This window comes from Streptomyces piniterrae (assembly GCF_005048155.1).
GTDB classification, from domain to species: Bacteria; Actinomycetota; Actinomycetes; order Streptomycetales; family Streptomycetaceae; genus Streptomyces; species Streptomyces piniterrae.
In genome coordinates this window covers 260,829-282,559 of record NZ_SUMB01000002.1, presented here as the reverse complement: position 1 = coordinate 282,559, position 21,731 = coordinate 260,829, and the positions used below count along the sequence as shown (strand labels likewise).

The window sequence follows — 21,731 nt, the reverse complement described above, 5'->3', positions numbered from 1 at the left end:
CCGGCAGGAATGCCTCCGCCGTCCCCTTACCGCTGTCCCGCCGCCGTTTTCTGCAGGGCACTGCGTCGGCGGCCGCCGCGGCGGGGCTGGTCGGGGTCGCCGCGCCCGGGGCGTCGGCGCGGCCGGCGGCCGGAGCGCCCGGTGCGGCGCTCTCCTTCACCGCCGCCACCAATGGCGCCGCGACGCTGGCACCGTCCGGCGACCGGCTGATCGCCGAGGTCCAGAACGTCCTGTGGTCGCTGCCGCGCGCGGGCGGTGACGCGGTCGCCCTGACCCCGCCCGACCTGGAACCCACCCGCCCGGTGTACTCCCCCGATGGCCGCCGGATCGCGGTCTGCGCCTACCGGGGCGGCGGCTTCCACCTGTGGATGCTGCGTGCCGACGGGTCCGGGCTCCGGCAGCTGACGGACGGCCCGTGGGACGACCGCGGACCGGCCTGGTCGCCGGACGGGACGCGGATCGCGTTCGCCTCGGAGCGGGGCGGCGACCCGGTGGCCGGCAGTCCCTACCGGATCTGGGTGCTGGAGGTGGAGTCCGGGCGGCTGACGCGGGTGACCGGGCTGCCGGGTCAGGACGGGCCCCATCAGGACGGCGCCTGGGAGGACTTCGATCCCTGCTGGTCGCCGGACGGTTCCCGCATCCTGTTCGTGCGAGGGAAGGTGGCGGATACGGCGCTGCTCTCCCGTACGGTCGCCTCGGTGCCGGCCGACGGCGGCGGCCCGGTGCGCACCGAGCACACCGAGGCGGCGGCCGCCCAGGTGATGGCGCCGGCCCTCTCCCCCGCCGGCCGGCTCGCGTATCTGCGGACGACCGACTATCCGGGCCCCACCTGCACTCTCGTCGTGGACGGGGAGCCGCTCGCGGTGGACGGGGAGGTGGCGCCGGTGCCGCCGCGGTGGGTTTCGCAAGACGAGTTGCTGCTGACGGTCGGCGGGCAGTTCCGGATCGTCCGGGCCGATGCGCCCCGGCGTGCCGAGACCATCCCGTTCACCGCGAAGCTGCCGCTGGACCGCCCCGCATACCGCGTCAAGGACTACGGCTTCGAGCGGACGGCGGCGCGGCCGGTGCGCGGGGTGCATCTGCCCGCGCTCTCCCCGGACGGCCGCAAGGTCGCTTTCGCCGCGCTCAACTCGCTCTGGCTGGCGCCGACTTCGGGCGGCGGTGCGCCGCGCAGGATCGTGCACGCCGACGCCACCCGCTATGTCCTCGCGCCGAGCTGGTCCCGCGACGGCCGTTCGCTGCTGTACGCGGACGACCAAGACGGGCTGTTCGCGGTGCGCCGCCGCGATGTCGCCTCCGGCGAGGAGACCGTGCTGGCCACCGGCGGCCGGGTCCAGCCGGCGCTGTCGCCCGATGGCGGGCGGCTGGCGGCACTCGACATGTCGGGCAATCTCGTCGTACGGACGCTGGCCGACGGCACGGAGAAGGTGCTGGCCGCCCCGATGGGCGGCGGCGGGCTGCCGGGCCGTCCCAGTTGGTCGCCGGACGGCCGCTATCTGGCGTTCTGCGACCGCAATCGCCTCAACCGGCGTTTCCGCGAGGGCTACCACGTCATCCGGGTCGTCGACACCGAGTCCGGGGAGAGCCGGCTGCATGCGCTCGCCGCGCATGTCTCGCTCGCCGACCGCTATGACTCCGGGCCCGTCTGGTCGCCCGACGGGCGGTGGATGGCGGTGATCGCCGAGTCCGCGCTGTGGGTGCTGCCGGTGCGGCCCGACGGTACGCCCGACGGGGCTCCGCGTCGGCTGACCGACGAGAGCGCCGACCACCCGTCGTGGTCCGGGGACTCCGGCACGCTGCTGTATCTCTCGGCCGGGAAGCTGCGGCTGATCGGGGTGTCCGGCGGTGCGGCGCGGACCGTGCCGCTGTCCCTCGAACACCGCGGGTCACGCGCCCGGGACACCGTCGTCCACGCGGGCAGGTTCTGGGACGGCACCGGCGACGAGGTGCGTGAGGACGTCGACGTGGTGGTGCGGGACGGGCGGATCACCGCCGTCGAGCCGCACCGGCCGGGCCGCCCCGGTAGCGCGCTCCGGGTGGACGCCTCCGGGCAGACCGTGCTGCCCGGCCTGTGGGACGCGCACACTCACCCGTGGCAGACGACGTACGGCGGCCGGCAGACGGCATTGCAGCTCGCGTACGGCATCACCACCGCGGTCTCCTGCGGCGGCTTCTCCTACGAGCAGGCGCGCCTCCGGGAGGCCGTCGCGACCGGTGCGCTCGCCGGGCCGCGGCTGCTGACCTGCGGAGAGCTGCTGGACGGCGGGCGGGTCGCGTACAGCATGGGGCGGGCGCACCGTACCCGCGCCGGGCTGCGCCGTTCGCTGGCCCGCGGCGCGGCCCTGGAGTGGGACTTCGTCAAGACCTATGTACGGGCGCCGGGCTGGGTGATGGAGGAGGCCGCCCGCTTCGCCCATGAGCGGCTCGGGGTCCGGGCGGGCAGTCATCTGCTCAGCCCGGGCATACAGCTGGGTCAGGACGTCACGACCCATCTGCAGGCCACCCAGCGGCTGGAGTTCGGGCACGCAGTGTCCGGCTCGGCGCACTCCTACCAGGACGTCGAAGAGGTCTACACGGGCAGCGACTTCCATCTGCTGGCGACGCCGTTCTCGGCGTCCGCGCTGCTCGGCGACGATCCGGCGCTGGCCGAGGACGCCCGTGTGGGGACGCTGATGCCGCCCTGGGACGTCGCGCTCGTACGGGAGCACGCCGGGCACCGCCCGACGCCCGCCCAGCTGGCCGACATCCGCACCGAGGTCGCCATATACCGGCGGGTGCTGAGCGGTGGAGGGTTGGTCGCGCTGGGCACCGACCAGCCGTTGACGGCGGTGGGTCTGGGCCTGCATCTGTGTCTGCGCGCGCTGCACCGGGGTGGTCTGAGTGTGCCGCAGACGCTGCGCACGGCGACCGCGCTGCCGGCCAAGGTGTTCGGCGCCGAGCGGGACCTGGGCACGCTGGAGGTCGGCAAGCTCGGCGATATGACGCTGGTGGACGGCGACCCGTTCACCGACTTCGACTCGCTGGTGCGGACCTCGGCCGTGCTGCGCGGTGGACGGCTCTTCGAGCAGCGGGAGTTGGTCGGCTCCTTCCCCGCTCCGTCCGGGCGCGCCCTGCGGGCCGCTGCCGTCGACTGGCTGGAGGTGGGCCGGCAGCAGCGTCGTGAGTCCTGCTGCGGCACCGGTCACTGACCGAACGACCGGGGCGGCATGGGGTGGCGTGGGGTGGCTCGGCCCCTCTCGGATCAGGGGGTGGTGCGGAGTCGCCGCGCGCCTCACCTCGCGCTCAAACGCACCCAGTTGATGTTTCACACGGTCCGCAGTAGGTATGCCAACGGGTATTGCGCGCAGTAAGCACCGGATCACGTTCCGGAATGACCACAGCAGACGGCATCGCCATTGCCGTCCCGAGACGGGGAGCGAACAGCGCGGGAGATCGCGTAGGAGGGCTCGTCTTGCATCGCTATTTCACCGACAAGCGACATGAAACGCTCCGACACCAGGTCCGGGAATTCGCCGAGTGCGAGGTCCGCCCCCGGGTCGCGGAGATGGAGGCGAGCCGTACCGTCTGCCATGACCTGGCGCGCCTGATCGCCCGTCAGGGGTGGATCGGCGCGACCGTACAGCGCGCATACGGCGGAATGGGCGCCGGGCACCTCGCCAAGACCCTGATCATCGAGGAGCTCTCCCGGGTGAGCGCCGCGATGGGCGCCATGGTGCAGGCCTCGCAGCTGGGCGTGGCGAAGATCGTCCACTTCGGGAACGAGGAGCAGAAGAAGACCTGGCTGCCGGCCATCGCGTCCGGCGACTGCCTGCCCACCATCGCCGTCACCGAACCACAATCCGGCGGCCATGTCCTGGGCATGGAGAGCACCGCGGTCCGCGACGGCGACGACTACATCCTGAACGGCCGCAAGATCTACGTCGGCAACAGCCATGTCGGCGATCTGCACGGTGTGGTCGTCCGCACCGGCGAAGGCTCCAAGGGGCTGTCGGCGTTCCTCGTGGAGTCCGGCAGTCCCGGCTTCCGCGTCGGCGCGCACAAACCGGCGATGGGGCTGCACGGCTTCAGCTTCGGCGAGCTGTTCTTCGACGACTGCCGGGTGCCGGCGGCGAATCTGCTGGGCAGCGAGGGCGACGGGCTGTCCGTGGCGTACTCCTCCAGCGTGCTGTACGGACGGCCGAATCTGACCGCCGTGTCCCTGGGGATCCACCAGGCCGTGCTGGACGAGACGACGAAGTTCTGCGCCGAGCGGCAGCGCTACGGCAGACCGCTGGCCGATCTGGGCAACATCAAGCTCAAGCTCGGACGGATCCAGTCACGCCTGCTGCTCGCCCGGTTGTCCGCGTACCACGCGGTGCATCTGCTGGACCAGGGGCAGCCGTGTGACGCGGAGTTGATGAACGCCAAGCTGGTGAATGTGGAGTCGGCGCTGGAGTCGGCGCGGGACTCGATGGACATACACGCCGCGTCCGGGCTGTTCACCGACCGTCCGGTGGAGCGTTTCCTGCGCGATGCGCACCACATGTTCGCACCGGCCGGCACTTCGGACATCCAGCTGCTGCGTCTGGGCGAGCTGGCCCTGGGGCAGGCGAAGGGCGATTGGTCGGGCCGGCTCGCGGAACTGCTGCGGCTGGAGCCGTCCGAATGGCCCGAGGAGCCGGAAGAGCCGGAGGAGGAAACGGCGAGCGCCCCGCAAGAGGCGAGCGACCCGAAAGAGGCGAGCGCCCGGCGGGAGACGGGCGACCCGGAGGAAGCAGCCGCCGCGGAGGACGCCGGCGCCACGGTGCCGAGCCAGCGCACCGGCTCCTCCGAAGGGCGGCGCTCCTGGTTCGCGCCCTTCCGGACGAGCGACAAGTCCTGACCGGCGGCCCCGGCTCCCGGCCCTCGGGCTGCGCACCGGCCCCGGCCCGTACGGACCGGCACGGCACCGGATCAGGGGCCGTCGGCCGGCTCCTCACCCGTCGACCTCTCGGCCTGCCGCCGCTCCATCTCATGGATCTGCTCGACGAGTTCGGCGGCCATCGCCTTGATCGTCGCAAGCCCCTCCCGCCCCCAGGGACGCGGTTCGAGGTCCACGACACAGACGGTGCCCAGCGCCATGCCGGTATGGTCGATCAGCGGCGCGCCGAGGTAGGAGCGGATGCCGATCTCGTCGACGACGGGGTTGCCCGCGAACCGCGGATAGTCACAGACGTCCTCCAGGACCAGGGCCTTGCGGCGGACGATGACATGCGGGCAGTAGCCGTGGTCGCGGTCCATCACCCGGCCGGGCTGGGCGCTGGCGGGCGCCGGGCCCAGCTCGACGGCCTGGTCCTGGGCGGGTGCGTAGAGCCCGGCGAAGTACTGCCGGTGTTCGTCGATGAAGTTGACCATCGAGTACGGCGCCTGGGTCGTGTGCGCCAGTTTGCGCGCGAAGTCGTCGAACGCCGGCAGCGGGGAATCCCCGATGCCCAGGGCTCGCAGCCGGGCGACGCGCGCCGGGGCCTCGTCGTCCTGGGGGGTGAGCAGCAGATGCCGTGTCGGGTCGTAGGACGGGTACGGGATGCGGGACGCGGGGTGGTTCATGGCAGCTCCGGGGGCGCGGCGAGGGCGGGGGTGAGCAGATGCTGGACGAGCGAGACCAGGGCGTGGGTGGCCGAGCTGCGCTGGCGGGCGTCGCAGAGCACGACCGGGGTCCCCGGTTCGAGGTCTATGGCGGAGCGGACCTCGTCCGGTTCGTAGTGGTAGGAGCCGTCGAACTCGTTGACGGCGACGATGAACTGGATGCCGCGCGTTTCGAAGAAGTCGACGGCGGCGAAGCACTGGTCCAGGCGGCGGGTGTCGGCGAGGATGACCGCGCCGAGCGCCCCGTGGGAGAGCTCGTCCCACATGAACCAGAAGCGTTCCTGGCCTGGTGTCCCGAAGAGGTAGAGGACATGGTCCGGGCTGAGGGTGATCCGCCCGAAATCCATGGCGACGGTGGTGGTGTTCTTCTCCTCGATGCCCGCCAGATCGTCGGTGCCGACGCTGATCTGGGTGAGCAGCTCTTCGGTGCTGAGCGGTTCGATCTCGCTCACCGCTCCGACGAAGGTCGTCTTGCCGACCCCGAAGCCGCCCGCGACCAGGATTTTGAGCGCGGTCGGGAAGAGGTCGGGCGAGGGATCCCCCGGCGCCTGAGCGTCACAGTCGTTTGCGAAGTCCATTCAACACCGCCTCAAGTAGGGCTCGGTCTGTACAGGCCACGGGCCCTGCCGAAACGGCTGCGGGGGCCCGCGCGGTGAGCGCCCCGCAGTCGACGAGATCGGCGAGGAGCACCTTCGTGACCACGGCGGGCAGCCGTATGTGGGCGGCGATCTCGGCGACCGAGACCGGCCCTTCGCAGAGCCCCAACACCTGGGCGTAGTCCGGCCCTTGGCAGGAGGCCGGCCGGCGTCCGGTGGCCATCACCATGGTCATCAGATCGAAGTGTGCCGTCGGACGGGTCCGGCCGTTGCTGATCGTGTACGGCCGGACCAGCCGGCCGGCCTCGTCGTCGTACCACGGTGTGTCCTGGCCGCTCTGCCGCCGTCGGCGACTCAGCGCCATGTTCAGTGGCCGCCCGCCTGCGCCTGCTGGCGTGCGGGGGTGGACAGATACGGCCGTACGCTCTTGACCAGCATGCCCATCTCGTAGGCCAGTACGGCGACATCGGCCTCGCGGCCGGCCAGCACGGCCAGGCAGGCGCCGGACCCGGCGGACGAGACGAACAGGAACATGGACTCCAGCTCGACGACGACCTGGAGGACTTTGTCGCCCTCCCCGAAGCGCGCGCTAGTGCTGCGGGCGAGCGAGTAGAGCCCGGAGGACAGTGCCGCCATGTGGTCGGCGCTGTCGGGGTCGAAGCCGTCGGCGGCCTTCACCAGGCCGTCGGATGACAACAGGAGCGCGCTGCGGGCATGCGGGACGCGCTGCACGAGTCCGGTCAGCAGCCAGGACAGATCGGTGTTCTGACCTCGCTGCAGCGGCGCATGCGGCTGCGCGTGCACATCACTCACCATGGTTGGGGTCGTCTCCTCGGGGGCGGGTCATCGGGGCGTCGTGGTCACGGTCGTAGAACGGCTCGGCGCCGCCGGCACTGCCGCGGTCGCCCTGGCCTGCGGCGTTGCCGTTGTCGCCGGGGGTGTTCTGGGAGCGGCGGCGGGCCTTGTAGGTCTCGTCGGCGAGGCCGAAGCCGCGCTGGAACGCGGCCATCAGGCCGGGGTCGGCCATGGGCTCCGGCTCCGTACGGCGGGTGGCGGACGGCAGGATCGGCTCGCCGCGCAGCTCGGGGACGAGATGCTCCTGCTTGCGGCGGCGCGGCAGCCGCGGGCGGATGGAGTTGTCCAGCGGGGCGGGCGGGGGCGGCAGCACGACCGGGCCGGGGTCGGCGGGGCCGTCGTCGCGGCCGGTCACGCTGTCGCGGGCGGGGACGGCTCGGCTGTGTGTGGTGCCGGAGCCGTGCTCGCCGTCGACGTCGCCGGCGCGGCTGCTCTCGGCGCGGGAGGTGACCGACTGGTGGTCGTGGCCGCGACGCGGTGCTTCGAGGGCTCGGTCGGCGTCGGGGCCGGGGACGGAGTCCCGGCTGCCGCTGCCCGGCTCGGCACAAAGGTCCTGCCAGTCGTCCGGCCAGTCGTCGTGGCCGTCGTCGTGCTCGCGTGCCGGGTCGCTGTCCGGGGACCCGGTGCGGGCGGCGGCCGCCCGGCTCGATTCCGCGCCGAGCAGCTCCTGCGGGAGGACCAGGACGGCCTGCACACCGCCGTAGATGTTGCTCTGCAGCTTCACCACGATGCCGTGCCGGCGGGCGAGCGAGGAGACCACGAACAGACCGATCCGCCCGTCGCTCAGCAGCTCGGCGACATCGATGTGTTCGGGGTCGGCCAGCAGCGCGTTCATCTGCGTCTGCTCTTCCGCGGACATTCCCAGACCGCGGTCCTCGACCTCGACGGCGAGACCGGCGGTGACCAGTTGGGCGCGCAGCAGGACATTGGTCTGCGGGGCCGAGTAGATCGAGGCGTTCTCGACGAGTTCGGCGAGCAGGTGGATGACGTCGGCGACGGCGTGGCCGCGCAGCGTGCCCTCGATCGGCGGGACCAGCTTGACCCGCGGATACTGCTCGACCTCGGCGATGGAGGAGCGCAGCACCTCGGTCATGCTGACCGGGCGGCTCCACTGGCGGCGCGAGATGGCGCCGCCGAGGACGGCGAGGTTCTCGGCGTGCCGGCGGATACGGGTGGCCAGGTGGTCGATGTGGAAGAGGCCCTTGAGCAGGTCGGGGTCCTCGACCTGGTTCTCCAGCTCGTCGAGCAGTTCGATCTCACGGTGCACCAGGGACTGCAGGCGGCGGGCGAGGTTCACGAAGACCTCGACCTTCTGCTCGCTGCCGGTGGCGTTGCTGCGCGCGATGGCGACCGCGTCGATGACGGCGGCCTCCGCGGCCCGGCCGGCGGCCGCCACTTCGTGCGCGAGCAGGTCGAGGGTGTCGCCGGTGGGCACGAGCTCCGGATCGGGGTCGCGGTGCGGCGTCCACTCGCCCTGCCGTACCCGGTCGAGCAGGTCGTAGAGGTCGGACTGGCTGCGCGCGCAGACATGGCGGAGGCGGGCGTAGCGGGTGACGGTGGCGCGCGCCTCGGAGTTGGCGGCGGCGCCCGCGGTGAGCACGATGACGCAGATCAGCGTCAGTCCGCCGGAGAGCACCGCCCATTCGCGGCTGCCCAGCTGGGCGCCGCCGGCCTGGACGACGAAGGCGGTGACGGCGGCGCCGGTGACGGCGACGAGGAGGCAGGGGACGGCGGCGAGCCGGACCAGGCGGGAGCGTATCGCCGAGTCGGCGGCCGACTCGGGGAAGGAGATCCGTCCGTGCCGCCCGCCCTCGTGTTCCCGCCGCCGCGCGGAGGTGGGGACGGGAGCAGCCCCCGGGGAACCCTGGGTCCCCGAGGGCCTGTGTGCCTCCTGGGATGACTGCGTCCCCAGGGGGAAAGCGGTAGGCATCTGCGCCCTCCGGATCGGCCGTTGGCAGTTCACGGATCACGCACGCTAGTTGTTGCGGGGGTGGGGTTCAGACCGTCTTCGGGGTTTCGCTACCCCACGCCACCTCCGTAAGTGGGCGTCACGGGCACGTCAGTACGAAGAAATCCGAACTCCCGTTCAGGCGGAGGGAGTTGGCGTATCCAACGGGAACTCTTGCCGGGCGTCCGGGCGACGCGACATGCGCCCCGGCCGACTCGCCCCCCGAGGAAGGCCGCGGCTGTGCCCGATGCCGCGCCGCGCTCAACCCCGGCCGGCCGCCTCGCCCAACAGCTTCGCGGCGGCATCCGCCCAGGTCGCCTTGCCGGCCAGCGCATTGCGCAGTTCGGCGGCGCGTCGGAAGGCGCTGGGCCGGTCGTTCATGACGGCGTCGATGGCACGCGCCCACCTCGCGGTGTCCTCGTCGTCATCGCCCGACATGGGGACGACGACGCGGGCCGCCGTCTCGCCGTCGAGCTTCTCGCGCAGGAAGTCCGCCAGCCCGCTCGCCTCGCTGACGAGGGTGGGCACGCCCATGGTGATGGCCTCGGCCCCGACCAGTCCGAAACCCTCGGACCTGGACGGCATGATGACCAGGCTCGACCGGGTCATATCGGCGGCGAGCCGTTGCTGGTCGGATGAGAGCGGGCGGACCATGACATCCAGCCTGGGGTTCGCGGCCCAGGACAGCAGCTGTTCGCGCTGGTCGGTGGCGGCGTCCCGGGGCGCTCCCCTGACCAGCAGGCTGATCGGCGAGACCCTGGCATTCTCCCGCCACACCGCCACCTTGCCGCATGCCCGTGCCGCGAGGTCCAGTCCCTTGAGCTGTGCGTCCTCCGTCCGCCCGACGAGGAGGACGTTCAGCGGCGCACCGGCGGGCGGGGTGCGGGGCGTCGGATCGGCGGTGTCGAACCACGGGTCGATCCGCAACGGATCCGGAGCCCCCATGCCGGAAAACTCCCTCAGGAAGCGGTTGTGCAGCCGGGGTCCCACCACGACCACCCGGTGCGCGCCCGCGCCGAGCAGGCGCTCGACCTCCGTCCTGCCCTCCGCGCGCAGGGCGGCGTCGTGAGCCCGGTCGAGCTTGTGCCATTCGATTTCGTCCGGCGCCGTATGGATGAAGTGCAGCCGCCTGGCCACCGGAAAGTAGTCGGAGACCAGTACCTCGGCGGCGGGTCCGGTGATCCGGCCGTGTCCGATGACGAGATCGGGGACGATGCCGTTGGGCAGTTGCGGACGGCGGGTCAGCTGCGCATATTCCGGTACGCCGGGAGTCGCCGGCCGACAGAGCAGAGTGACGTTCCCGGCCTGGGCGTCGGCGATCTCGCCGTCGGTGGCGTTGATCACCACGCAGTACACCTGCGCGCCGACCGCGGCGAGCGCCCGGCACAGCTCCCGGTTGAAGGTGCTCAGACCTCCGTGCCGGGACCACCACTCGGTGGCGACCACGAGGACGGTGGGCGGGCGCGCTTCGCGTGCTTCGTGTGGCTCATGTGGTTCGCATGCTTCGTGTGCTTGGGGCACCTCGGGCGCCGGCGCGGAGACAGACGCCGGCACGGGCGTAATCTCACGGGGCTCCGGCACGGAAAAGGCCTCCGGCACCGAGATGGGCGCGGGTGGCACCGAGATGGGCGCCGGCGCGGACCTAACCTCACCCCCAACCCCCGTAACCCCCGCACCAGAGCTCTTGGTTCGGACTCCAACTGCGGCCAAGGCCCCCTGGGAGACTGGCGGCTGCCAGTGTCTGGCCTGCATCCCCCCGTCCAGAGCCGCGTCCCGAGGCACCGTGATCACCAAGAACGAGTTGCCCTTGAACATTCGTGAGCGAAGCTCGGCCAGTTGGCGCTCCCGAAGGGGATCCCGCCCGCTGGTGGCCAAGTCGCACAAAACATAGCCTTGAGCTGAGGGTGTTTCGCCTTCAAAACGCCCCATCAGATCACTCGGCGCAGTGTCGTTGGGGAGAACGTGGACTGGCGCCACCCCGGTACGTCGGAACAGCATGAGTGCCCCCAGCCACCGTGCAGGCAGGTGGGGAGCGGAAAGAAGCGTGACCCGTTCCGAGCGGAAGGCCGAGGTGAGCCTGTCGAAGGCCTTGTCATCCGTGGGGAGATACGGTTCCAACCCAGCCAGGGTGGCCTGTGACAACTGAGGCCAGACCTGACGAGTGGACTCCTCCCCGGCCTCTTCGGCGATTACCGCAGAGTCGTTGTTCAGCCCTGCCAGTGCTCGTTCCGCACGACTTCGTCGTTCCAGCCAAGGCGCCGGCTCCGCCCCCCAGGCCCGAACAAGCCGTGAAAGCGTGTCGCGGTTCGGTAGCTGAGTGCCGTTCAGGATGGCGTAGTACGTGGCACGACTGATTGCGGCCTCGGTGCAGGTCGTTGCCATGTGTCCAGCATCGCCTGCCTCGTCGCGCAGGCTCTGGAGAGCAATGGCGAAGGCATGGAGAGGGAGGTCCGGGTCCAGCGCCTTCGACCGTCGCCCCACGTCAGCCCCCCGAATCCCGAGTAATCCTGCGTTGTCTTGCGAGAGTCCGATGATGTTCTGAGATAGTCCAGAATCCTAGACGAGGCCTCCCATCTGCGCAGACGCTGAGTGCATCAAGTCACTGTGATCTAGCGGAGGTTCAGGTGGAACTGTCATTCGGCGTCAGGCTGCTGCTCGTCCTGGCGGCGGCGCTGGCAGCGATCGTGGTCGGCATGACGGCGGGACTGCTGGCCCGACTGGACGGCGCGAGCGCGCCGGCCTGCGTCACTCGGGGAAGCGCCGCCTTCGGCATCTCCCTCACCTTGATGGTGCTGGTGCTCACCAGTCTCGGCGTATTGACTGCAGATTCGTCGTCGTAATGACTCACCGCTGGGCGGACTTTATGGATTCCATTGGTCCGCTGGTGGAACTGAATCACTTGCGATCTCAAGAGCCTTAGGACCTGCTCCTCGTGCGCATCCTTGCTACATAAACAGAAGCCCCTCATTCGCGTGAGGGGCTTCTTGATGCTCTTGCCGCGTCCTTACGGAACCCACGAAGCCGGGCACCCAACGCCTCCCGCACTTCCTGCGCTCGTGTGCTCACTGGTGGGTCAGAGCTTGTACTCGGCGTGCGGGACGGCGACGACCCACAGCAGCTCGCGAGGTCGCGCAGGCGGACGCACTCAGCCACGGCGTCAAGGGCCTCGACGTTGAGTTGTGCCAGCGATCCGCACTTGCTCGCGCCGCGCCCGCTCCGCGCGATCTGCGGATTCTGAATTCCTCCAGGGCGTGCCACGCGGCAACAACCCGGCATGTGATGGTGCCCACAAGATCACGTCACCCCGAGAAGATCGATTAGATTTCGCTGGTAAACGGAAGGTAATGTCCCGCGGGGCCGCTCAACTTGCAACACCCGGGGGAAAACCCATTGCGTAAGATCATCGCTGTCGCCATGGCCGGCATATCCGCTGTGGCACTCCTCGCTGCTAGCGCCTCCTCGGCCCAAGCGGCAGAGGATATTCCGTCCGACTACTCGGGCGAGGCACTCGCTGACGACGTCGTCATAGACGATATTCCTGGCGACGCTGTCACCGCTGAAGACGAGAAACTGGTAAAGGCGCCGAACCCGATGCTGCGCTCAGCAACCGGCTCCACCGCTATCGGTTCGTTCAGCTACTCCATCGGCGGAGCCACCTTCAACGTTCCCACCGGCTGCTTCTTGACCCACTCGGTCAAGGGTTCCGGTAAGAAGATCGACCGCCAGATCGCAGGTGTGGACTGTGTCGGCCCGGCAGTGCTGGCCACCCGTTTCTGCAACACTCGCCTGGAATTCCACTACGCCAATACCGCCGGGAAGACGTACAAGATCGTGCGCGGTCCACTGAACACGACATGCAAGACCGGGACGGTACCTGTGTACAAGGTAGGAAAGCGCAAGCTTCCCAAGTACGGGAAGGCGTGTGCTCAGCTGTTCGTCAACGGTTCGCGGCGCGCTGTGCAGTGCCACTTCATCACCAAGTAGCCGATGATGACGAATATGAATTATCGCTCTCGCCACTGGTGGACCGAATTCGCGGTGTTCGCATCGGTGTCTGCGGCATGCACGGCCGTCTTGGCATTCCTCTGGATCGTTTCCCTCGGCGGGCGTGAAGCAACCGCAAACGCGTGGGGATTCATCGTTCCGGGGATTCTCGTTGGACTGTGGGCGGCTCGTCGCTACCGGCGACGCCACGGCGGCTGACAGTCACACTCCAGTGAGTGTTCGCTATTGGCGGCGCTGTGCACCTTGGCGCGCAGCGCCGCTTTCCACGAGCCGGGGCGACAGAAAGTTCCGGCCTTTCCCTCTGCCGCCCACGTGGCCTGAATTGATGGGCACCGCCGAGCGCTCCTGGCGAGGTGGGCCGTCCACCGTTTCGCTACGCGGCCGCACTCCTCAACTCGGCATTACCCCCGGCATCCGAGCCATCTTGCTGAGGTCGTCCATGCCCCGCGTCACTTCTCGCTCGCCAAGTCGAGATCGCTTCTGACCTCTTGCGCAACGGCCAGAGGCTGGGGCCGGCGCCAAGAGCGTGCGATGGGGGCAGCCACTGCTCGCCACCAGGGTTCTACCGGGAGCTTCCCAGTGGGCTCGAAAGGCTCGCCCGGCCGCGGCAACGCCACGGCTTGCCCGGCTTCGTCTGCCGCGTCCTTCGTCCACTCTGCGGGCTCGGCCCACGGGTGCAGGGCGAGGTTGAACGTGCCCCAGTGGATCGGCATCAGCACGCCGTGGGGTGTGCGTCCTTGCAGGTCAAGGTGGGCTTGCGTGCCCTGAGCCGGCGTCATGTGGATGTCCGGCCAGAATTCGCTGTACGCGCCGATCTGGATCATCGTCGCGTCGAACGGGCCGTGCTCCGCGCCGATTTCCGCGAAACCGGGGAAGTAACCCGTGTCGCCGCTGTGGTAAATGCGGTTCTCGGGTCCGGCGACCACCCAGGACGCCCACAGCGTGTGCTGCGGACCGCGCAGTCCGCGACCACAGAAGTGCTGCGCGGGCGTGGCCGTGAGGGTCAGGCCGCCGACACTGGTCGACTCGTGCCAGTCCAGCTCAGTGATCCGCGCCGGGGGGACACCCCAGAATTCCAGGTCGGCGCCGACGCCCAGCGGCACGACGAAGGCCGCTCCGGTGCTGGTCAGGCTCCGGATCGTCGACATGTCGAGGTGGTCGTAATGGTCGTGCGAGATCACCACGACATCGACCGGGGGAAGATCCGCCAACGCGACCGGGACGGGGTGCATCCGCTTGGGGCCGATCCAGCTGAACGGCGAACAGCGCTCGCCCCAGACCGGGTCGAAGAGCACCCGCTGCCCGTCGATCTCGGCGAGCACGCTGGAATGCCCCATCCAGGTGAGCCGCAGCCCGGAGGCCGGCGGTCGGCCCCACTCGGCCGCGGTCGGGCGATGCACCGGGATCCGTCCGACCGGTGCCCGTCGCAGCCGCCCCTCACGACTCAGCTGCGCACGCGCCATGGGCAGCCCGGCCCCCCGGAGCAGCTGTCTGGTTTGTCTCGGATTGCGGAACTGGCCGTCCACGAACTGCGGCGACCGGCGCATCCTGGCCAGCCGCTCCCCCGTGGGCTCGGCGCCGAAACTCGCGGGACGCAGGGCGCTCAGCGGGGTACGGCGGGGTCGGGAACCGGTCACGGCACCTCCATGGTCGGGACAGTCGAGCAGTGAACGCACCGCGCGGACGGCGGGTTCCGGCACGCCGGGCGGCCACACACCGCCCGCGCTTCCACACCATCACCCGCAGATGCAAACCGCGCGACGGGCCGGGGCATTCCGGGGTGGGGGGACTTCTCCCGGCTCGGGGGCAGTTCTCCGGGGTGGAGCGATGTGGGGGACTGGGGGGGGGGCGGTGCCTCTCTGGTGCTTCGGTGGTCGGTGCCCTCCGTGGACCGGTGCCTGCGCGGACGGCGCCTCGGCGATCGGTGTGCCGGTCATCGGTGCGTCGCTCCAGGGGGTGTCCGATGGCGCCCGTCGGGCCGGCGGACCACCGTTGCGAGGGCCCGCTCCGCGGCTGGGGCCCCGGGGCTGCTCCCCCAGGAGCGGCCCCGCTCCGTTCGACAGCCCTGGCACGCCGCCGGAAAATCGGATGTGTGTAAGGAGGGGCCATGAGCATCCGTATAGCCACGTTCAACTGCGAAAACCTCTTCCGGAGGCCCGTCGTCTTCGGTAGCGGAAACGACCCTATACGCGACGCCGTGCTCGCGGACTTCAGGAAACTTGTCGATATCCTCGATCACCGCACGTATACGGACAACGACAAGACAAAGATCATCGAGCTTCTCAAGAAGCACAGCGTCGATGTCTCCCAGGAAATCTCCACCCAGACGATCAGGGTGAACGAGACGCGCGGACAAGCCCGGCTGCTCAAGGGCGAGGGCAGGAACATCGAGGTCAGGGCCGAGGCCACGGGACGGTCCGCCTGGGTCGGCTGGGTCGAACTGGTCAAGGACGACCTCAGCTGGGACGCCGTCAAGAACACCGCCAGGGTGATCGCCGAGGTGAACGCCGACATACTGCTGACCGTCGAAGTCGAGGACCGGCTCACCCTGCACCGCTTCAACAAACAGGTGCTGGCGGGCCAGTTCGACGCGGAACCGTATCCGTTCAACATGCTGATCGACGGCAACGACATTCGCGGCATCGACGTGGGGCTGTTCAGTCGGCGCCCGATCACCTCCGTACGCTCGCACATCTTCGACAAGGAGGGTTCCCAGGACATCTTCAGCCGGGACTGCCCGGAATTCGAGATCGACATCGATGGCGAACCGCTCTGGCTCCTCGGGAACCACTTCAAGAGCAAGCGCGGCGGCGGAGGCGCCGACAAGCGCAAGCTCCAGGGCAAGCGCGTCGCCAAGCTCTACCGGGCCGCGCTCAAGCGCTCGGCCCATGTCGTAGTCGCCGGGGATCTCAATGACACCCCGGGCAGCCCGCCGCTCACATTCCTCGAGGCCACCAGCCTCAAGGACGCGATGACCCACGACAGTTACGAGGGCCCGCTCGGCACCCATGGGAAGTGCACGGCCAGCGAAAAGATCGACTACCTGATGTTCTCGCCGGAGCTCTTCGCCAAGGTGGACAAGGTCGAGGTGGAGCGGCGTGGGATCTTCGAGTTCGGCACCCCGTTCGAAGAAGTGACCGGACCCGGCAACCAGGCTTCCGACCACGCTGCCATCGTCGCCGAACTCGACCTGTAAAGGCAGCCCGGCGGCACGGGCGGGGTCCCGGCGGGTTCGCCATGCAGCACCCGCCCGGCGGGCCAGTTGCGGCGTCGGGCGCTGCGGACCCAGCAGATATCCGTCGGACACTCCTTAGGGCCGGTCCAGTTTCAGGGCCGGTCCGGTTCCGGATCGAACTCCAGGACGAGGTGATCTTCGACCGGTCGGTAGCCGAGACGCTGGTAGAGGGCGTTGCTGGTGGGGTTGTCCAGGTCCGCGAAGAGCAGCAGCTCGGCGGCATCGGCGGCCTGGGCGGCGCGCGACACGGCCGCTGTCACCGCCCCGGCGTAGCCGCGTCCGCGCAGGTCGGGCGGGGTGTAGACGGGGGCGACGCGGGCCGTGCCGAAGAGCGTACGGGTGACGCCGGCCATGGCGACGGGGTGCCCGTCGACCTCCCACAGGGTGCAGCGGCCGTGGGCGATCCGGTCGTCGACGGCGCGGGCGTCCCGGGGCGGTGGATCGCCGACCTCGGCGGCGAAGGCGGTGAACCAGTCGATCAGGAGGTCGCGGTCGGTCGTCGTGGCGAGCCGAGCCGCACCGGGTGGTGCGGGTGCCGGGGGTATCAGTGCGCCGAGCCGGTAGAGCCGGGCGCGCTCCGCGGTCCGTACGGTGCCGCCTTGGGATCGCTGCCACGCCGCGGCAGCCGCCTCGGCCGCTGCCCGGCCGGCGTTCACCCCGGGAACGGCGAGCCGTCGCCGCGACATCTCATCCGCCCATTCCGCCGCCGCCTCCTGTGGCATCGGCGAGAGCAGTACGGTCCGTGGCGGCGTCCATACGAACGCGGCTCCGACCGTCTCGGCGCCGCCTCTCCGCCACCATCCGAACCACGGCGCGCCGGCCCCGTACGCATCCGCCCCTATCGCGCGCAGGGAGGCCGTCACCGAGAGCAGCACGGTGTGTTCCGCCGGCCGGGCCCGGAGGAACGCGCCTGCGGACGCCTCGAAGGCGTCGAGGTCCTGTGTGGTTGTCCAGGTCATGGTGTGTTTACACGCTCTCGATGACGGTTGGCGGGGTGGGGAGGCCGGGTCGACGGGGCAGGAAGACGGTGCGGAGCACGATGCGCGGGGCGGCGAGACGGGACGGCGGGGCGGTGAGGCAGAAGACGTCGCGGAAGGTCGCACCGACGATGGGGTCGATGGCGGCGCGGGCGGTCAGCCGGTCGAAGTACCAGGTGGTCAGGCGCTCGCCGAGGCTCGCCTTGGTGTCATCGCCGCTCGCGTACGGGCGGTCCGCGCCGACCGCGGCGACCCAGGCGGGGTCCGAGGCGCGGGCCACCGCCCGCTGTGCCTCGGCGGCGGTTCCGGGGCGCAGGCCGCCGTCGGCGTCGAGGGTGCGGCGGACCGCCAGCGCGCTGAGCGCCGCGACCGACATGCCCTGCCCGTACACGGGGTTGAAGGTGCAGTTGGCGTCGCCCAGAACGAGGAACCCCTCGGGAACGGCACCGGAGCGTTCGAAGTGCCGGCGGCGGTTGGCCGTGTCCCGGAAGCCGTGCACCGGCGAGATCGGCTCGGCGTGGGCGAGCAGTTCGCGGACATACGGGTCGCCGATCGTGGCGCTGAATTCGGTGAACTCCGCCGCGTCCGTGGGCGGGTGGTGCCCGCGCACGCCGGACAGCGTCAGCAGCCACTTGCCGTCCTCGACCGGTAGGTAGGCACCGCCACGCGGGCACTCGGGCCAGCCAGGGATGTTGACGCCCGCGTCCGGCGCGCCGGCCGGGTCGCTGGGGCGGTACATGCGGGTGGCGTAGGCGAGGCCGGCGTCGACGGTCTCCTCGTGCGGTGCGGTCCGGCCGAGTTCGGCGTACCACTGGGGCGCACGGGAACCACGGCCCGAGGCGTCCACGACGAGTGCCGCGGAGAGCACGCGCTCGGCCGGGTCGCCGCGCTCGCCGTTCCGGGACCGTACGCGGACTCCGGTCACCCGCTGGGCGTCGCCGGTCAGGCCGATCGCCTCGGTGGCCTCCAGGACGTCGACGCGGGTGGCGGAGCCGGCGGCCGCCCGCAGTGCGTGCTCCCGTACGACCACGTCCAGGACGGGGCGGGTCATGCACAGCGTGGGGTGGCGGCGCTCGTCGAAGCGACGCTCCCAGCCGGTGGCGGTGCGGGTGAGCAGATCGCGCGGCAGATACATGCTCCGCGCCCCGGCCCCGGTCAGCGCGGCGACCGTGCCGGGCAGCAGGGCGTCCAGGGCGCGCTGGCCACCGCTCAGGAGAATGTGCAGATGGCGGGCTTGCGGGACGCCCTTACGGAAGGTGTGCCCTGCCGGATACCGATCGCGTTCGACGACCGTGATGGTGTCGACATGCCCCAACAGGGCGGTGACGGCGAGCATTCCGGCGAGTCCGCCACCGATCACGATCGCGGTCCGGTCGGCGTCGGCGCGCTCAGCACCGATGTGGTCCTCCTCGGCGCGCACTGCCATTACCGCTCCGCTCCCGTCGGCCGGGCGCTGACGCCCTCGCCTCTCGCCGGCCTCGAGCGGTGAGTCGACCACCGACGTGATGACCGACTGACCCATTCGCTCGATCACTCGCTCAATCACCAACTCGAGCGCTGACTTGATCACTGGATTGATCACTGACTTGATCAGAAGGGTCTCAGAATTCAGTGCGCCTCACATCCGTGTCGACGATCTTCCTGCCATCCGGCTCAGATAGCTCAGCGGTCACTCGCCATCGGCCGCTGATCACCCCTCGCCGACAGCCCGTCGCAACTCCTCGGAAGCTGTTTCCTCTCTCCCGTCACGCCAGTCCCTAACGTCCCGTTATGAGCCGGGTCTGCGTCTAGAATCCGGCTGCGCGGACGCGACGTCCGCAGGCGGTCTCACCAGCAAGGGATACAAGGACGCTTGTGACATTCCAGCAGGAAAATGAGCCGTACGACGTCCTGGTCGTCGGAGGATCGGGCGTGGACACCATCGTGCGCGTCGACGCACTTCACGTGCCGTCCGCCGACTCATACGGAGTGCCGCCCATCGAGGAATGGGCGGGACACACGGGCACCGGAGTCGCGCTCGGCTGCGCGACGCTCGGACTCACCACCGGATTCCTGGATTTCATCGGCAACGACCACCAAGGCACCCTGATCCGTGAGCGACTTGCCGGCACCGGCGTCGACTTCTGGCCCCTGATCTCCCCGCACGGCACCCGGCGCGCAGTCAACCTCGTCGGCCCCGACGGGCGGCGAACGTCCTTCTACGACGCCCGCGACCCGCTCGACCTGCGCATGCCCGCCGAGCACTACCTGCCCCGTCTTCACCGGGCCCGCCACGTCCATCTGTCGATCACCAACTTCGCCCGCTATCTGTACGACGACATCGAAGCCCTCGGCATACCCGTCTCCACAGACCTCCACGACTGGAACGGTGCCACCCCCCACCACCGGGAGTTCGCGCTCCGCTCCGATCTGGTGTTCCTCAGCACGGCCGGGGCGGGTGAGCGGATCGGGGCGGTGATGCAGGAGATCCTCCGCAAGGGGCGTGCCCAGGCGGTGATCGCGACGGCCGCCGCGGGCGGCGCGTATCTCCTCACCCCCGACGACCGCACCCCGCGGCTGATCCCGCCCGCGGTCCCGCCCGGCCCCGTCCTGGACAGCAACGGCGCGGGCGACGCCTTCACCTGCGGCTTCCTCTACGGCCGGCTGGAGGGCCGGGACCTGGAGGAGTGCGCACGCCTGGGCGCCATCGCCGGAGCCCACGCGTGCACCGCGCGCGGCACCCACACCGCTCTCATCAAGCCGGACGAACTCAGCTACGCCCTCAACTCGACCGGAGCCGCAGCAACGATCCCCGTCACGCTCACCACTACCGTCCCAGCCGCCCGCACGGGCGATCAGGTCTCCCGCACCGGTGCATAGACCGCCTCTCCCAGTCCGAAGGTCCATGCGACGCCTTCCCGCGCCGTACGGGTCCTGGGCGGCACCCGCAGCCAGTACGTGCGACGGGTGCCGTCCGGCTCGGGCGTGGAGTTGACCACCTCGACCATCACCACCGGCTCGTCGTCCACGAGGTCGATACGCCAGAGAACGCCCGTCTCGTCGCGGTGCAGCGGCTGCGCTCCCGACTCCTCGAGGTAGCGGTCGTAACCGTAGAACTCCAGCATGACCCGGCGGAGTTCGGCGTTCTCCTCCTTTCGGATGCGGTCCGGCGTCAGGTCGGAGAGTCCGTCCAGGAAGGTCGCCGGGACCGGCATTCCGCGCCAGGCGTGCAGGGCGAAGCCGTCGGGGAAGGCGAGGGCGGGGCCGTCGCCGCGATCCAGCCGCCCGGCTTCGTCGCGATGCAGCTCGACCGGCCGCTCGGTGATGATCGCCACCTTCTCGTACGGCCACCACCACCCGGCGCTGCGTGCCACCGCCGCGATACCCGCCAGTCGTTCGCCCGCCCCCGCGAACGCCGCCAGCCAGGGCGCGTCATGCTGCCCGAGCACGACGTCCAGCAGCGCCAGCCGCACCGCCGGCTCGTCCTGCGGCGTCTCGGCCAGAGCCTCGACGACCCCGGTCCGTATCCGCTCGGCCAGTGCGCGAGTGGTATCCCACAGGCGGCCGCCGGTCACACTCCACCGGTCGGCCCACGCCGTGCGGCCCAACTCGGCGTGCAACGCAGCGCGTTCATCCGCCCAAGGACAGGTCCGCACCGCGTCACGCACGCTTGCTCCCAGCTCCGCCTGCGAGGACGCCAGCACCCGCGCCGTCGCCTCCCGCGGCGAACCGGCCCACTCCACCCGCTCCGGCTCCGCGAGCCCCGCGAGGCGATAGGCCATCCGCACCCCGGCCTCGGCCGCCTCGCGGTCCGCCGCACCGGTCGCGGCCGCCACCCGGCGCCACTCCTCGACCTCCGCAGGCCGTACGCCCGCGGCGGCCGCGCCCCCATTGCCCGGGGCCCCGCCCCTCGCTCCCCCAGCCGTCTCCATGTCCAACTCCCCGTTCACCCGCATCTTTGCTCACGCCCTCGTTATCGCCCACCGGCCGCTTCTACCGCCCACCCGTCGCCTCTACCGCCCCGTCCGCCCGCCGGCCCGGCTCATCCGACTCGCCCGACTCGTCCGACTCATCCGGCTCGTCCAGCCAGCCCGGCTAGTCCGCCACCAGTCGCACGGACCCCGGCACGTACTCCCGCTGGCGCACCACGCGATACCAGCCCTTGGGGAGCGATATCGCCGCATGCTCCTCATGCACGACCCGGCCGCCGTCGGGCAGATGCAGCAGCGCGGGCCCGAACGCCCCGGTCTCGCGCTTCAGCGCACCGGCGCCTACCACCGCATGGGCATGGCCGGTGACCTCGCCCAGCGCCAGCACCATCCGCCCCCGCGCATCCCGTGGTTCCTCCGGCAGGCCGCTCACATGCTCCGGCAGCGCCGATTCCTCGACCGGCACGATCAGCACATCTCCCTGTCGGTACACGACCGTTCCTCCCCCTCGTTGGCACCCGTTCGTACCGTCCGCGTACATCCACACCGCTCGCGCTCGTCCGCGTCCCTCGCATTCGTCCGCCGCGATGCCGATGTCGAAAA

The 21,731-nt window shown here is 70.4% G+C and carries 17 protein-coding genes; 6 read left to right on the top strand and 11 right to left on the bottom strand.

Translation table 11 applies throughout. The features are described from left to right. The first annotated feature begins 32 nt into the window (after positions 1–32). Positions 33–3,188, top strand: a complete 3,156-nt coding sequence (locus tag FCH28_RS05625) for an amidohydrolase family protein (RefSeq protein ID WP_246102545.1) — start codon at positions 33–35, stop codon at positions 3,186–3,188. 263 nt (positions 3,189–3,451) lie between these two features. Beyond that, complete coding sequence (locus FCH28_RS05620; protein ID WP_136738583.1) at positions 3,452–4,861, top strand: acyl-CoA dehydrogenase family protein; 1,410 nt, start codon at positions 3,452–3,454, stop codon at positions 4,859–4,861. 71 nt (positions 4,862–4,932) lie between these two features. Here FCH28_RS05620 and FCH28_RS05615 read toward each other — a convergent pair whose 3' ends face one another. The 6 genes from FCH28_RS05615 to FCH28_RS05590 form a co-directional block, all read right to left on the bottom strand. After that, entirely contained in the window at positions 4,933–5,565 is a 633-nt protein-coding gene (locus FCH28_RS05615) for a GAF domain-containing protein (RefSeq protein WP_136738582.1), read from the bottom strand. Continuing rightward, the gene (locus FCH28_RS05610; RefSeq protein ID WP_136738581.1) at positions 5,562–6,182 is read right to left on the bottom strand and encodes a GTP-binding protein; all 621 of its coding nucleotides are present in this window, start codon (positions 6,180–6,182) and stop codon (positions 5,562–5,564) included. Before FCH28_RS05610 ends, FCH28_RS05615 begins: the two co-directional genes overlap by 4 nt. Continuing rightward, positions 6,160–6,564 carry a DUF742 domain-containing protein gene (locus FCH28_RS05605; protein ID WP_136738580.1) on the bottom strand — a complete coding sequence of 135 codons (405 nt, stop codon included), beginning with the start codon at positions 6,562–6,564 and terminating at the stop codon, positions 6,160–6,162. The genes FCH28_RS05610 and FCH28_RS05605 overlap by 23 nt, the downstream gene beginning before the upstream one ends. A 2-nt stretch (positions 6,565–6,566) precedes the next feature. After that, entirely contained in the window at positions 6,567–7,016 is a 450-nt protein-coding gene (locus FCH28_RS05600; protein ID WP_136738579.1) for a roadblock/LC7 domain-containing protein, read from the bottom strand. Next, the gene (locus FCH28_RS05595) at positions 7,006–8,985 is read right to left on the bottom strand and encodes a sensor histidine kinase (RefSeq protein ID WP_136738578.1); all 1,980 of its coding nucleotides are present in this window, start codon (positions 8,983–8,985) and stop codon (positions 7,006–7,008) included. Before FCH28_RS05595 ends, FCH28_RS05600 begins: the two co-directional genes overlap by 11 nt. Positions 8,986–9,264: 279 nt before the next feature. Beyond that, entirely contained in the window at positions 9,265–10,449 is a 1,185-nt protein-coding gene (locus FCH28_RS05590; protein WP_136738577.1) for a glycosyltransferase family 4 protein, read from the bottom strand. Positions 10,450–11,627: 1,178 nt separating this feature from the next. Here FCH28_RS05590 and FCH28_RS05585 point away from each other — a divergent pair. Both FCH28_RS05585 and FCH28_RS05580 read left to right on the top strand, forming a co-directional pair. Then, the gene (locus tag FCH28_RS05585; RefSeq protein ID WP_136738576.1) at positions 11,628–11,843 is read left to right on the top strand and encodes a hypothetical protein; all 216 of its coding nucleotides are present in this window, start codon (positions 11,628–11,630) and stop codon (positions 11,841–11,843) included. Between the two features lie 550 nt (positions 11,844–12,393). Beyond that, positions 12,394–12,987, top strand: coding sequence for a hypothetical protein (locus tag FCH28_RS05580; protein WP_136738575.1), 594 nt, complete (start codon positions 12,394–12,396; stop codon positions 12,985–12,987). Positions 12,988–13,457: 470 nt separating this feature from the next. Here FCH28_RS05580 and FCH28_RS05575 read toward each other — a convergent pair whose 3' ends face one another. Continuing rightward, positions 13,458–14,645, bottom strand: a complete 1,188-nt coding sequence (locus tag FCH28_RS05575) for an MBL fold metallo-hydrolase (protein WP_169314058.1) — start codon at positions 14,643–14,645, stop codon at positions 13,458–13,460. Positions 14,646–15,115: 470 nt separating this feature from the next. On the opposite strand from FCH28_RS05575, the gene FCH28_RS05570 reads away from it, so the two are divergent. Continuing rightward, a complete protein-coding gene (locus FCH28_RS05570; RefSeq protein ID WP_136738573.1) occupies positions 15,116–16,204 on the top strand; it encodes an endonuclease/exonuclease/phosphatase family protein in 1,089 nt (362 codons plus the stop codon). 131 nt (positions 16,205–16,335) lie between these two features. On the opposite strand, the gene FCH28_RS05565 is transcribed toward FCH28_RS05570, so the two are convergent. Beyond that, positions 16,336–17,202 carry a GNAT family N-acetyltransferase gene (locus FCH28_RS05565; protein WP_136738572.1) on the bottom strand — a complete coding sequence of 289 codons (867 nt, stop codon included), beginning with the start codon at positions 17,200–17,202 and terminating at the stop codon, positions 16,336–16,338. A 7-nt stretch (positions 17,203–17,209) separates the two neighbouring features. Further along, positions 17,210–18,646: an NAD(P)/FAD-dependent oxidoreductase gene (locus FCH28_RS05560; protein ID WP_136738571.1), complete on the bottom strand. Its 1,437-nt coding sequence runs from the start codon at positions 18,644–18,646 to the stop codon at positions 17,210–17,212. 428 nt (positions 18,647–19,074) lie between these two features. Between FCH28_RS05560 and FCH28_RS05555 the strand changes: the two genes are divergently transcribed. Beyond that, positions 19,075–20,079 (top strand): carbohydrate kinase family protein, encoded by a 1,005-nt coding sequence (locus tag FCH28_RS05555; protein WP_246102437.1) that lies wholly within the window; start codon positions 19,075–19,077, stop codon positions 20,077–20,079. On the opposite strand, the gene FCH28_RS05550 is transcribed toward FCH28_RS05555, so the two are convergent. Next, positions 20,055–21,131: a DUF6745 domain-containing protein gene (locus FCH28_RS05550; RefSeq protein WP_246102435.1), complete on the bottom strand. Its 1,077-nt coding sequence runs from the start codon at positions 21,129–21,131 to the stop codon at positions 20,055–20,057. The genes FCH28_RS05555 and FCH28_RS05550 overlap by 25 nt on opposite strands. 163 nt (positions 21,132–21,294) lie before the next feature. Beyond that, positions 21,295–21,621, bottom strand: coding sequence for a hypothetical protein (locus FCH28_RS05545; RefSeq protein ID WP_136738570.1), 327 nt, complete (start codon positions 21,619–21,621; stop codon positions 21,295–21,297). Positions 21,622–21,731: the final 110 nt, after the last annotated feature.